Raw genomic sequence first — 12,491 nt, forward strand, 5'->3', positions numbered from 1 at the left:
CCGTCCGCTCCCCCCGGCCCCAACCCACCCCACCTCCCCCTCCCCACCCGCGTCACGGCGCTGCCCCGCCCCCCGCGGGGGTAGGTTCAGCCGCATGGCAGGCAGCACCCACACCGTGATCAACCAGCCCCCGCCACTGGCCGGATACGACGTCTTCACCGCCGACCGTGTCCTGACGGCGGCCGTGGAGCGGCACACCGCCCCGGATCTGCTCGACGAGGTGCGGAACGAGCTGGCGGCCCTCGGCCGGGCCTGCGGCTCGGCCCAGGTGCAGGAATGGGGGGCACAGGCCAACGACCACCCGCCGCAACTGCGCACGCACGACCGGTACGGCCACCGCGTCGACGAGGTCGTCTTCCATCCGGCCTATCACCGGCTGCTCGGCAAGGGCGTCTCGGCGGGCCTGACCGCCGCCTGGGCACGGCCCGGCGGGCATGTGCGGCGCGCGGCCGCCTTCCTGCTGTGGAACCAGGTCGACGCCGGCAACTGCTGTCCGCTGTCCATGACCCACGCGGCGGTGCCGGCCCTGCGCGCGGACCCCCGACTCGCCGCCGAGTGGGAGCCGCGGCTGACGTCCACGGTCTACGACCAGGGTCTGCGGCCCGCAGACCGGAAGGCCGGGGCCCTCTTCGGGATGGGCATGACGGAGAAGCAGGGCGGCAGCGACGTCCGGGCGAACACCACCTCGGCGCGGCCGCTGGCCGAGTCGGGGACGTATGAGCTGACCGGGCACAAGTGGTTCTGCTCGGCGCCGATGTCGGACGGGTTCCTGGTGCTGGCGCAGGCTCCGGAGGGGCTGACCTGCTTCCTGGTGCCGCGGGTGCTGGCGGACGGCACCCGCAACGTGTTCCTCCTCCAGCGGCTCAAGGACAAGCTGGGCAACCGGTCGAACGCGTCCGCCGAGGTCGAGTTCGACGGGACGTGGGCGCGCCGGGTCGGTGACGAGGGGCGCGGGGTGCGCACCATCATCGACATGGTGGCCGCGACCCGGCTGGACTGCGTGCTGGGTTCGGCGGGGCTGATGCGGCAGGCCGTCGCGCAGGCGGTCCACCACTGTTCGTACCGTGAGACGTTCGGCGCGAAGCTGGCCGACCAGCCGCTGATGCGCAACGTGCTGGCCGATCTCGCGCTGGAGTCGGAGGCGGCGACCACGCTCGCGCTGCGGCTCGCGGCCGCCCACGACGACGGCGGTGAGCGGGAGCGGGCGCTGCTGCGGATCGCGGTGCCGGCCGCCAAGTACTGGGTGACCAAGCGGTGTCCGCCGGTGGCGGTGGAGGCCGCCGAGTGCCTCGGCGGCAACGGGTACGTGGAGGAGTCCGGGCTGCCCCGGCTGGTGCGGGAGTCGCCGCTCAACTCGATCTGGGAGGGCGCCGGGAACGTGCAGGCGCTGGACGTGGTGCGGGCGCTGCGGCGGGAGCCGGCGGCGCTGGACGCCTACCTCCAGGAGGTCGGCGCGGCGCGCGGCGCCGATCACCGGCTGGACGGGGCGATCAAGGGCCTGCTGACCGAACTCGCCGACCTGGACGGCGTCGAGGGGCGGGCGCGAAGGCTGGCCGAAAGGCTCGCCCAGGTGCTGCAGGGGTCGTTGCTGGTGCGGTTCGCGCCGCCGGAGGTCGCCGACGCGTTCTGCGCCGGGCGGCTGGGCGGCGACGCGGGCACCGCCTTCGGGACGCTGCCCTCGACCCTGCCGCTGGCGGCCCTCGTCGAGCGGGCCAGGCCGGTGTCCTGAGCCGCGGGAACGCGGCGCGGGGGTGGTGCTGCGCCGACACGGCACCACCCCCGCCCCCAGGCCTGTTCGAGGCCTCGAACGCCGCTCGGGACGGCGTCGCTCAAGTTTCGAGCAGGAGCGGGGCGGGCCGCCAGGGTTGCAGGGGGTTGCAACGTGTCGGTCCGCGTGTGCGGACCGTGCCCTTCCGGCCGCGGCCGGCGCCACTATGGAGAGGAGCGTTCAGGATGGACGTCCGGACCGCGGCGGCCGCTGTCCGGAACCGGTTGTGCCGAGTTCTACCCGGGAGGACCCGTGCCGCTCTCGCCGGCCGATGTGACGCGGCTCGCCGCCGTGGACGCGGCGGGCGCGGCCCGCGTACTCAGCGAGGTGCGCTCGGCCCGGCTGGCCGGACGGCCCGCCCCGCTGGCGCCGCGCCCGGTGATCGAGCAGTCGTGGGGGCGGATGCTGCGCGGCGGCGTCGATCCCGACCACGACGTCAGGACGGGCCTGTTGTCCCGCGAGGAGGTGCAGCGGCGCCGGGAGAGCAGCGCCCTGCGGCACGTCCTGCCGGTGCTGCGGGAGGGGTTGCTGTCGGTCGCGGACGTCACGCACCACATCATGGTGGTCGCGGACGAGGACGGCCGGGTGCTGTGGCGCGAGGGCGACCGTCCCGTGCTGCGCAAGGCCGACGGGATCGGTTTCGAACTGGGCGCGGACTGGCGGGAGGACGTCGTCGGCACCAACGGGGTGGGCACTCCGGCGGTCGTACGGCGGCCCGTGCAGGTCTTCGCCGCCGAGCACTTCGTGCGGACGCACACCACCTGGACCTGTGCCGGCGCCCCCATCACGGACCCGCGGGACGGCCGGCTGATCGGCGTGGTGGACGTGAGCGGGCCGCTGGAGACGATGCACCCGGCGACGCTCGCCTGGGTCGACTCGGTGGCCAAGCTCGCGGAGGCGAGGTTGCGGGAGCGGCACCAGGTCTCGCTGGAGCGGTTGCGCGCGGTGGCGTCACCGGTGCTGGCGGGGCTGACCGGCCGGGCGGTGGTGGTCGACCGGGAGGGCTGGACGGCCGCGGTGAGCGGCATGCCGTACGCGAACCGGTTCGCGCTGCCCAGGCCGTTGTCGGCGGGTCCGTGGCGGCTGCCGGCGCTGGGGCAGTGCGAGGTGGAGCCGCTGGCGGGCGGCTGGCTGGTCCGGGTCGCCGAGGAGCCGCGGTCTCGTGGCGTGGCGCGGATCGTGCTGGATCTGGCGCATCCGCACCGACGTTCGGTGACGGTGTCCGGCGGCGCGGGTTCCTGGACCCATGAACTGAGCCCGCGGCACGCGGAGTTGCTGTATCTGCTGGCGATGGAACGCGGTGGCCGCAGCGCCGCCGGGCTGGCCGGGGAGGTGTTCGGCGATCCGGGCCGCACGGTGACCGTGCGGGCCGAGATGTCGCGGGTACGGCGGTATCTCGGGGGTCTCCTGGAACACCGGCCGTATCGTTTCTGCGAGGACGCGGAGATCGAGGTGCTCCGGCCCGCGGACCCACGGGATCTGCTGCCCCACTCGACCGCCCCGGCGGTGGCGGGAGAACGCACGCGTGATGACACAACGTGAGCACGTTCGTACCCTGAGCACCCTCTCGGGGCATCTTCCGCATATTTGCAGGGTCTTCGCCCCTTGGCGCCCCTGACTGCCGTAGCATCCCGGTACGGGCCACCCCACCTGCGTCTAGATCAACGTACGGCTCATCAGGCGTAGTTGGCCCGCCTCGGGAGGACGTATGACGCAACGTGGCCGACACCGCAGGCGCAGGCGGGGCAGAGCACTACGCGCCTTCCTGGCCGGAACCGCTCTCGCCCTGACCGCGGCCGCCACCCTGATCAGCGCCTCGCAGGCCACGGTCGGTGACAACCCGGGCGCCCTGAAGGCGCTCTCCGTCGCAGACCGGGGCCAACTTCGGCTGCGGGAGCAGTCGGTGGCACCGGCCTCGCTGGAGCGGCTCGCCTCGGCGATGGGCCGACCGGTGGGCGTGGGCGCGGTACTCGCGGACGCCGACCGCGGTCTGCGCGAGGCGATCGGCTGCTCGGCCGGGGAGCGGAAGTCGCTGCCGGTGGAGCCGGCGGCCACCCGCGCCTACTGCTGGGACGCCACCGACACGCGCGGCTGGCAGCCGGGCGCGGTCACCACCTCCGGGGACGCCGACGACGACGGCCTGTGGGGCCAGAACCGGGTGATCCTCTCCGGCTGGAGCCGGCGGGGGTCCGCCTCGGCGGGCCAGGACCTGGCCCGGATCGCCTTCGTGGACGCCAACGACCTGAACCACCCCACCTACACCTGGGCCCTGCTCGCCGTCCCGGTCGACGGCGGACGCGACTACCGCGCCCTGTCCTCCCGCCTGTCCGGCATGGTCTGGTACGAGAACAAACTGCTGGTCACCACCACCAGCGGGGACCGCGACGCGCTGTACGTGTACGACATGAACCGCATCCAGCGCACCACCGTCGCCGCCGACGCCGTCGGCCGGGTGCACGGCGGCTGGTCGGCGCACGGCTACCGGTACGTGCTGCCGGCCGTCGGCTCCTACCGGCTGACCGGCGGCGCGAGCGCCCCGCGCCTCGACGGCATCTCGCTCGACCGCAGCACGGCGCCCGACTCTCTGGCCGTGAACCAGTGGGTCCCGTCGGGCGGCGACCGGCGGGCTCTGCTGTGGCGCTACCCGTTCAGCAGGGACGAGCGGCAGTCCGGCCTCCTCGGCGCGGACCCGGCGGGAGTCGTCCGGGCGAGCGAGGCGTACGAGACGAAGGCGACCGAGATCGGCGGTGTCCTGTCGTACCGCTCCGACTGGTACGTGGGCGGCGCCACCGGCACACCGGACGCGCACGGCACCCTGTGGCAGCAGAGCACGAGCGGCGCGAAGGCCACCCGGTGCGGGTCGGACGAGGCGCACCGGCGCTGCTGGAGCCCGCGCACGGAGTCCCTGTCGTACTGGGAGGAGACCGGCGAGCTGTGGTCGCAGTCGGGGCGCGTGCTGTTCGCGCTGCCCCTGGCCTCGGTCGACAGATCTCTGGGGCAGATGATTCCCTGACCGGCATGACCGACATCGCCGTGACCACCTGGTCCCTGGAGCAGACCGCACCCACCGACCTCCGGTCGGCCGCGGCGCCCGCCGGGGACGTGCGGATCGTACGCTCCGAGGTGCCCTCCCCCGAGTTCAGCCGCTTCCTGTACGCGTCCGTCGGCGGTGACATCCGCTGGACCGACCGGCTCGGCTGGACGTACGCGCGGTGGCGGGAGCACCTGGCCCGGCCCGGGGTGGAGACCTGGGTCGCTCACGACCGGGGCACGCCCGCGGGGTACGCGGAGCTGGAACCGCAGGACGACGGGGCGGTGGAGATCGTCTACTTCGGCCTGCTCCCCGCCTTCCGGGGCCGGCGGATCGGCGGGCACCTGCTGTCGTACGGTGTCGCCCGGGCCTGGGACCTCGCGGACCGCTGGCCGGGCCTGACGCCGACCAAGCGGGTCTGGCTGCACACCTGCAGCCTCGACGGCGAGCACGCGATGGACAACTACCTGCGGCGTGGCTTCACGCTCTTCGACACCAAGGTCGAGCAGGTGGCCGAGGTGTCGGCGCCCGGACCGTGGCCGGGTGCCCACCCCTCCTGACCTGGGCGGAAGCGAGCCGCTCCGGGTGCTGTGACCGACACCACCCCGGTCTCACCATTCGGGACCAGGGTGTCCGCATGTCGGACGAAGCTGGACTGTGTCCAGAACGCCGTGACACGCTTCCGTCATGTCTGGAACTGGAATCGCCTTGGTGAGTCGACGGCACGTCGATCTCGGCCGCATGTCCAGCGCCATCTGTCCGGCGAGCTGAGCCGCAGCGCCGCCCGACACCTCTGTTTTCGTCTCCTTATCCCGCGCAATGCCGCGCACGTACACGCATGCGCCCGTACCCGCAGGTAAGAGCCGCTTTCCGCCTGTCCCGAAGGACGTAGAACCATGGCCGCCACCCCGCAGGACCCTGCTGCCGCGACTCCCCGCCGCAAGGTGAGCCGTCACCGCGGTGAGGGTCAGTGGGCAGCGGGGCACTTCACCCCGCTCAACGGCAACGAGCAGTTCAAGAAGGACGACGACGGTCTCAACGTGCGGACACGCATTGAGACGATCTACTCCAAGCGGGGCTTCGACTCGATCGACCCCAACGACCTGCGCGGCCGGATGCGCTGGTGGGGCCTCTACACCCAGCGCAAGCCCGGGATCGACGGCGGCAAGACCGCGATCCTGGAGCCGGAGGAGCTGGACGACAAGTACTTCATGCTACGCGTGCGCATCGACGGCGGCCGGCTGACGACCGGGCAGCTGCGCGTGATCGGGGAGATCTCCGAGGAGTTCGGCCGCGGCAGCGCCGACATCACCGACCGGCAGAACATCCAGCTGCACTGGATCCGCATCGAGGACGTGCCCGCGATCTGGAACCGGCTGGAGGCCGTCGGGCTGTCCACCACCGAGGCCTGCGGCGACACCCCGCGTGTCATCATCGGCTCGCCGGTCGCGGGGATCGCCGAGGACGAGATCATCGACGGCACCCCGGCCGTCGACGCGATCCACAGCCGGTTCATCGGCAGCAAGGAGTTCTCCAACCTGCCGCGCAAGTTCAAGACGGCGATCTCCGGCTCCCCGCTCCTGGACGTGGCCCACGAGATCAACGACGTCGCGTTCGTCGGCGTCGAACACCCCGAGCACGGCCCCGGCTTCGACCTGTGGGTCGGCGGCGGACTGTCCACCAACCCGAAGATCGGCGTCCGGCTCGGCGCCTGGGTCCCGCTGGACGAGGTCCCGGACGTCTGGGCCGGCGTGATCGGCATCTTCCGCGACTACGGCTACCGCCGCCTGCGGACCCGCGCCCGGCTGAAGTTCCTGGTCGCCGACTGGGGCCCGGAGAAGTTCCGCCAGGTCCTTCAGGACGAGTACCTCAAGCGCACGCTCGTCGACGGCCCGGCGCCCGCCGCCCCCGTCGAGCGCTGGCGCGACCACGTCGGCGTGCACCGCCAGCGGGACGGCCGCTTCTACGTCGGTTTCGCCCCGCGTGTCGGCCGCGTGGACGGCGCGACCCTGACGAAGATCGCGGAGCTCGCCGAGGCGCACGGGTCGGGCCGCGTCCGGACCACCGTCGAACAGAAGATGATCGTGCTCGACGTCGAGCAGGACCAGGTCGATTCGCTGGTCGCGGCCCTGGAGTCGCTGGACCTGACCGCCCGGCCCTCCTCGTTCCGGCGCGGCACGATGGCCTGCACCGGCATCGAGTACTGCAAGCTCGCCATCGTCGAGACCAAGGCGCGCGGCGCCGCGCTGATCGACGAACTGGAGCGCCGCATCCCGGACTTCGACGAACCGATCACCATCAACCTCAACGGCTGCCCCAACGCCTGCGCGCGTATCCAGGTGGCGGACATCGGTCTCAAGGGCCAGCTGGTCCTGGACGCGAACGGTGAGCAGGTCGAGGGCTACCAGGTCCACCTGGGGGGCGCGCTCGGCCTGGAGGCCGGCTTCGGCCGTAAGGTCCGGGGCCTGAAGGTGACCTCCGAGGAACTTCCGGACTACGTCGAGCGGGTCCTCAAGCGCTTCCAGGCGGAGCGCGAGGACGGCGAGCGCTTCGCCGCCTGGGCGGCGCGCGCCTCCGAGGAGGCCCTCTCATGAGCGAGCGGGCCGCCCCCTTCTACTGCCCCTACTGCGGCGACGAGGACCTGCGTCCGAGCGAGCAGGGCCACGGCTCCTGGGAATGCGCGGCATGCAACCGCGCATTCCAGCTGAAGTTCCTCGGGCTGCTCGCCCGGGGCGTTCAGCAGGCCGACAGCGGAGGGGACCAGATATGACGACGGCTCAGGAAGAGCGTACGGCCGAGGAGTTGAAGCAGCTCGCCGAGCAGGCGGGCCGCGAGCTGGAGGACGCCTCCGCGCTGGAGATCCTCCAGTGGGCGGTCGACACCTTCGGCAGGCGCTTCTGCGTGACCTCCTCGATGGAGGACGCGGTGGTCGCGCACCTGGCGTCCCGCGTCCTGAAGGGCGTGGACGTCGTGTTCCTCGACACCGGCTACCACTTCCCCGAGACCATCGGCACCCGGGACGCGGTCGAGGCCGTGATGGACGTCAACGTCATCACGCTCACCCCGCGTCAGACGGTCGCCGAACAGGACGCCGAGTACGGCCCGAAGCTGCACGACCGCGATCCCGACCTGTGCTGCGCCCTGCGCAAGGTGCGGCCGCTGGAGGAGGGCCTCGAGGGGTACACGGCCTGGGCGACCGGGCTGCGCCGCGACGAGTCCCCGACCCGGGCGAACATCCCGGTCGTCGGCTGGGACGACAAGCGCCGGAAGGTCAAGATCTCCCCCATCGCCCGCTGGACCCAGGACGACGTGGACACCTACGTCGCCGAACACGGCGTCCTCACCAACCCGTTGCTGGCCGACGGGTACGCGTCCGTCGGCTGCGCCCCCTGCACCCGCCGCGTCCTCGCGGGCGAGGACGCGCGCGCCGGCCGCTGGGCCGGAAGCGGCAAGACCGAGTGCGGGCTGCACGGATGACGACCACCCCCGACACCACCCAGGAGAAGCACGTGAGAACCGGAGCCACCGTCTGGCTCACGGGTCTGCCGAGTGCCGGCAAGACCACCATCGCGTACGAGCTGGCCGGCCGGCTGCGCGAGGAGGGCCACCTCGTCGAGGTGCTCGACGGCGACGAGATCCGCGAGTTCATCTCCGCGGGCCTCGGCTTCAGCCGCGAGGACCGGCACACCAACGTGCAGCGCATCGGGTTCCTCGCCGAACTGCTCGCCCGCAACGGCGTCACGGCGCTGGTCCCGGTGATCGCCCCCTACGCCGACAGCCGTGAGGCCGTGCGCAAGCGCCACCAGGAGAGCGGGACAGCGTATGTCGAGGTGCACGTGGCGACCCCGCTCGACGTGTGCTCCGTACGGGATGTGAAGGGTCTGTACGCCAAGCAGGCGGCGGGCGAACTGACCGGACTCACCGGGGTCGACGACCCCTACGAGGTGCCCGAGTCGCCCGACCTGCGGATCGAGTCGCAGCACCAGACGGTCCAGGAGTCCGCGGCCGTACTGCACGCGCTGCTCACCGAGAGGGGACTGGCATGACGGCCGCCGCCGAGGTCAGGGGGCAGGAGGGTACGGTCCGGCCGTACGCCCTGTCCCACCTGGACGCGCTGGAGTCGGAGGCGGTGCACATCTTCCGCGAGGTGGCGGGTGAGTTCGAGCGGCCGGTGATCCTGTTCTCCGGCGGCAAGGACTCCATCGTCATGCTCCACCTCGCACTGAAGGCGTTCGCGCCGGCCGCGGTGCCCTTCTCCCTGCTGCACGTGGACACCGGGCACAACTTCCCCGAGGTCCTCGACTACCGCGACCGTGCCGTCGCCGCCCATGGGCTGCGCCTCCATGTGGCCTCCGTACAGGACTACATCGACCGCGGTGTGCTGCGCGAACGTCCCGACGGGACCCGCAACCCGCTGCAGACGCTGCCTCTGACCGAGAAGATCCAGGCGGAGAAGTTCGACGCCGTCTTCGGTGGCGGCCGGCGCGACGAGGAGAAGGCCCGCGCCAAGGAACGCGTCTTCTCCCTGCGCGACGAGTTCTCCCAGTGGGACCCGCGCCGGCAGCGGCCCGAGCTGTGGAACCTCTACAACGGACGCCACGCGCCCGGCGAACACGTCCGCGTGTTCCCGCTGTCCAACTGGACCGAGCTCGACGTCTGGCAGTACATCGCCCGCGAGCGGATCGAACTGCCGGAGATCTACTTCGCGCACGAGCGCGAGGTGTTCCAGCGGGCCGGCATGTGGCTGACGGCCGGCGAGTGGGGCGGCCCCAAGGGCGACGAGAGGGTCGAGAAGCGGCTCGTCCGCTACCGCACCGTGGGTGACATGTCGTGCACCGGCGCCGTCGACTCCGACGCCACCACGCTGGACGCCGTCATCGCCGAGATCGCCGCCTCCCGGCTCACCGAGCGGGGCGCCACGCGCGCCGACGACAAGATGTCCGAGGCCGCGATGGAAGACCGCAAGCGCGAGGGGTACTTCTAACCATGACCAGCACCACCGAGCCCCTGCCGGCCTGGCAGCTGACGGAGACCACCCTGCTGCGGTTCGCCACCGCCGGGTCCGTCGACGACGGCAAGTCCACCCTCGTGGGCCGTCTGCTGCACGACTCCAAGTCGGTCCTCACCGACCAGCTGGAGGCCGTCGAGCGCGTCTCCGCGAGCCGCGGCCAGGACGCTCCCGACCTCGCGCTGCTCACCGACGGCCTGCGGGCCGAGCGCGAGCAGGGCATCACCATCGACGTCGCCTACCGCTACTTCGCCACCCCGCGGCGCCGGTTCATCCTCGCCGACACACCCGGCCACGTGCAGTACACCCGCAACATGGTGACGGGGGCCTCCACGGCCGAGCTGACGGTGGTCCTGGTCGACGCCCGCAACGGCGTCGTGGAGCAGACCCGCCGGCACGCCGCGATCGCCGCCCTGCTGCGCGTGCCGCACGTGGTCCTCGCCGTCAACAAGATGGACCTCGTCGAGTACCGGGAGCCGGTGTTCGCCGCGATCGCCGAGGAGTTCACGGCGTACGCGACCGAGCTGGGCGTCCCCGAGGTGACCGCGATCCCCATCTCGGCGCTGGCCGGCGACAACGTGGTGGAGCCGTCCGCGAACATGGACTGGTACGGCGGGCCGACCTTCCTGGAGCACCTGGAGTCGGTGCCGGTCATCCACGACCTGTCGCACTGCCACGCCCGGCTGCCCGTGCAGTACGTGATCCGGCCGCAGACCGCCGAGCACCCCGACTACCGGGGCTACGCGGGCCAGATCGCCGCCGGCTCCTTCCGCGTCGGCGAGGACGTCACCGTGCTGCCCTCGGGCCGCACCTCCAGGATCTCCGCGATCGACCTGCTCGGCGAACCCGTCGACGTCGCCTGGACCACGCAGTCGGTGACCGTGCTGCTGGAGAGCGACATCGACATCTCCCGCGGCGACCTGATCGTGCCCAGCAAGGACGCCCCGCCGACCACGCAGGACGTCGAGGCGACCGTCTGCCACGTCGCCGACGCGCCGCTCACCATCGGCCACCGGGTGCTCCTCAGGCACGGCACCCGCACGGTGAAGGCGATCGTCAAGGACATCCCGTCCCGGCTCACGCTCGACGACCTGTCCCTGCACCCGCATCCGGGGCAGCTCGTCGCCAACGACATCGGCCGGGTGAAGATCCGCACCGCCGAGCCGCTGCCGGTCGACTCCTACGCCGACTCGCGCCGCACCGGCTCGTTCATCCTCATCGACCCCAGCGACGGCACCACGCTGACGGCGGGCATGGTCGGCGAGTCGTTCGCGTCCCCCGAGCCCGTCAAGGACGCCTCCGACGACGACGGGTGGGACTTCTGACATGAACTGCCAGGACTTCTACTCCACGTTCGCGAAGGAGGGCGGCCGCGTCGGCAGCGGCGCCCTCGGCAGCGGACAGGGCGGAGTCGCGCGATGTGCGCGATGACGTACGCGCACCGCCTGCGCGCCCTGTCCCCCCACCCGACGTCCCGGAAGCGACGAAGACCTGCCGACCTCCCGGCCACGACCTGAGACCGTGACCGCCGGGCCAACGAGAGGAACACCTCCCGTGCCTGCCAACCGCACCGCTTTCCTTCGCCGTGGCATCGCCGTGGCCGCCGCACTCCCCCTTCTGACACTCGCCGCCTGCGGCTACGGGTCGGACTCGAAGGACACCGACTCGAACGCCAAGGTCGCCGCCGGGTCCAAGAAGATCGACGGCCTCGACTCCGTGAAGATCGGCTACTTCGGCAACCTGACCCACGCCACCGCCCTGGTCGGCAACCAGAAGGGCTTCTTCCAGAAGGAGCTCGGCGCCACCGCCGCGAAGTACCAGATCTTCAACGCCGGCCCCTCCGAGATCGAGGCGCTGAACTCCGGCTCCATCGACATCGGCTGGATCGGCCCCTCCCCCTCGATCAACGGCTACACCAAGTCCGGCGGCAAGAACCTGCGCATCATCGGCGGTTCGGCCTCCGGCGGCGTCAAGCTCGTGGTCAACCCCAAGAAGATCAAGTCCCTGAAGGACGTCAAGGGCAAGAAGATCGCCACCCCGCAGCTGGGCAACACCCAGGACGTGGCGTTCCTCAACTGGATCGCGGACCAGGGCTGGAAGGTCGACGCGGAGAGCGGCAAGGGTGACGTCTCGGTCGTCCGCACCGACAACAAGGTGACCCCGGACGCCTACAAGGCCGGTTCCGTCGACGGCGCCTGGGTGCCGGAGCCCACCGCCTCCAAGCTGGTCGCCGAGGGTGCGAAGGTGCTCCTCGACGAGTCCGACCTGTGGCCGGACAAGAAGTTCGTGATCACGAACATCATCGTGTCGCAGAAGTTCCTCACGGCGCACCCGAAGGCCGTCGAGGCGGTGCTGAAGGCGTCGGTCGAGACCAACAAGTGGATCAGCGCCAACCCGGACGAGGCGAAGGCCGCGGCGAACGAGCAGCTGGAGACGGACTCCGGCAAGGCGCTGCCGGCGGAGGTCCTGGACCCGGCGTGGAAGTCCATCCAGATCACCAACGACCCGCTGGCCTCCACCCTCAACACCGAGGCGGAGCACGCGGTCAAGGCCGGTCTGCTGGAGAACCCCAAGCTGGACGGCATCTATGACCTCACGCTCCTGAACAAGGTGCTGAAGGCCGCGGGCGAGAGCCCGGTCGACGACGCCGGTCTCGGCGTCAAGTAAGCCCGGACCCCGATGAG

Annotated in this window: 12 protein-coding genes; all 12 read left to right on the forward strand. The window is 71.6% G+C overall.

Going from position 1 to position 12,491, the window contains the following annotated elements:
- The first annotated feature begins 94 nt into the window (after positions 1-94).
- The 12 genes from AC07AZ_RS01965 (at position 95) to AC07AZ_RS02020 (ending at position 12,474) form a co-directional block, all read left to right on the forward strand.
- A complete protein-coding gene (locus AC07AZ_RS01965) occupies positions 95-1,729 on the forward strand; it encodes an acyl-CoA dehydrogenase family protein (protein ID WP_478842764.1) in 1,635 nt (544 codons plus the stop codon).
- Positions 1,730-2,020: 291 nt separating this feature from the next.
- A complete protein-coding gene (locus AC07AZ_RS01970; protein WP_478842766.1) occupies positions 2,021-3,310 on the forward strand; it encodes a GAF domain-containing protein in 1,290 nt (429 codons plus the stop codon).
- 166 nt (positions 3,311-3,476) lie between these two features.
- The gene (locus AC07AZ_RS01975) at positions 3,477-4,781 is read left to right on the forward strand and encodes a hypothetical protein (RefSeq protein ID WP_478842768.1); all 1,305 of its coding nucleotides are present in this window, start codon (positions 3,477-3,479) and stop codon (positions 4,779-4,781) included.
- Positions 4,782-4,786: 5 nt separating this feature from the next.
- Entirely contained in the window at positions 4,787-5,359 is a 573-nt protein-coding gene (locus tag AC07AZ_RS01980) for a GNAT family N-acetyltransferase (protein WP_478842770.1), read from the forward strand.
- A gap of 127 nt (positions 5,360-5,486) precedes the next feature.
- Entirely contained in the window at positions 5,487-5,570 is an 84-nt protein-coding gene (locus tag AC07AZ_RS01985) for a putative leader peptide (protein WP_309486338.1), read from the forward strand.
- 125 nt (positions 5,571-5,695) lie between these two features.
- A complete protein-coding gene (locus AC07AZ_RS01990; protein ID WP_478842772.1) occupies positions 5,696-7,393 on the forward strand; it encodes a nitrite/sulfite reductase in 1,698 nt (565 codons plus the stop codon).
- Positions 7,390-7,569, forward strand: a complete 180-nt coding sequence (locus AC07AZ_RS01995; protein ID WP_478842774.1) for a hypothetical protein — start codon at positions 7,390-7,392, stop codon at positions 7,567-7,569. The genes AC07AZ_RS01990 and AC07AZ_RS01995 overlap by 4 nt, the downstream gene beginning before the upstream one ends.
- Positions 7,566-8,276: a phosphoadenylyl-sulfate reductase gene (locus AC07AZ_RS02000; protein ID WP_478842776.1), complete on the forward strand. Its 711-nt coding sequence runs from the start codon at positions 7,566-7,568 to the stop codon at positions 8,274-8,276. Before AC07AZ_RS01995 ends, AC07AZ_RS02000 begins: the two co-directional genes overlap by 4 nt.
- A complete protein-coding gene (cysC, locus tag AC07AZ_RS02005; RefSeq protein ID WP_478842778.1) occupies positions 8,273-8,845 on the forward strand; it encodes an adenylyl-sulfate kinase in 573 nt (190 codons plus the stop codon). Before AC07AZ_RS02000 ends, cysC begins: the two co-directional genes overlap by 4 nt.
- The gene (cysD, locus tag AC07AZ_RS02010; protein WP_478842780.1) at positions 8,842-9,783 is read left to right on the forward strand and encodes a sulfate adenylyltransferase subunit CysD; all 942 of its coding nucleotides are present in this window, start codon (positions 8,842-8,844) and stop codon (positions 9,781-9,783) included. The genes cysC and cysD overlap by 4 nt, the downstream gene beginning before the upstream one ends.
- A gap of 2 nt (positions 9,784-9,785) precedes the next feature.
- On the forward strand, positions 9,786-11,132 hold the full coding sequence (locus AC07AZ_RS02015; RefSeq protein ID WP_478842782.1) for a sulfate adenylyltransferase subunit 1: 1,347 nt from the start codon (positions 9,786-9,788) through the stop codon (positions 11,130-11,132).
- A 229-nt stretch (positions 11,133-11,361) separates the two neighbouring features.
- The gene (locus tag AC07AZ_RS02020; RefSeq protein ID WP_478842784.1) at positions 11,362-12,474 is read left to right on the forward strand and encodes an aliphatic sulfonate ABC transporter substrate-binding protein; all 1,113 of its coding nucleotides are present in this window, start codon (positions 11,362-11,364) and stop codon (positions 12,472-12,474) included.
- Positions 12,475-12,491: the final 17 nt, after the last annotated feature.

The sequence above is a fragment of the Streptomyces sp. NPDC043878 genome (genome assembly GCF_056435735.1).

What these genes read in the sequence shown, in the direction of transcription:
- AC07AZ_RS01965 (WP_478842764.1), top strand. Translation starts at nt 95, where the DNA reads ATGGCAGGCAGCACCCACACCGTGATCAACCAGCCCCCGCCACTGGCC.
- AC07AZ_RS01975 (WP_478842768.1), top strand. Translation starts at nt 3,477, where the DNA reads ATGACGCAACGTGGCCGACACCGCAGGCGCAGGCGGGGCAGAGCACTA.
- AC07AZ_RS01980 (WP_478842770.1), top strand. Translation starts at nt 4,787, where the DNA reads ATGACCGACATCGCCGTGACCACCTGGTCCCTGGAGCAGACCGCACCC.
- AC07AZ_RS01985 (WP_309486338.1), top strand. Translation starts at nt 5,487, where the DNA reads ATGTCTGGAACTGGAATCGCCTTGGTGAGTCGACGGCACGTCGATCTC.
- AC07AZ_RS01990 (WP_478842772.1), top strand. Translation starts at nt 5,696, where the DNA reads ATGGCCGCCACCCCGCAGGACCCTGCTGCCGCGACTCCCCGCCGCAAG.
- AC07AZ_RS01995 (WP_478842774.1), top strand. Translation starts at nt 7,390, where the DNA reads ATGAGCGAGCGGGCCGCCCCCTTCTACTGCCCCTACTGCGGCGACGAG.
- AC07AZ_RS02000 (WP_478842776.1), top strand. Translation starts at nt 7,566, where the DNA reads ATGACGACGGCTCAGGAAGAGCGTACGGCCGAGGAGTTGAAGCAGCTC.
- cysC (WP_478842778.1), top strand. Translation starts at nt 8,273, where the DNA reads ATGACGACCACCCCCGACACCACCCAGGAGAAGCACGTGAGAACCGGA.
- cysD (WP_478842780.1), top strand. Translation starts at nt 8,842, where the DNA reads ATGACGGCCGCCGCCGAGGTCAGGGGGCAGGAGGGTACGGTCCGGCCG.
- AC07AZ_RS02015 (WP_478842782.1), top strand. Translation starts at nt 9,786, where the DNA reads ATGACCAGCACCACCGAGCCCCTGCCGGCCTGGCAGCTGACGGAGACC.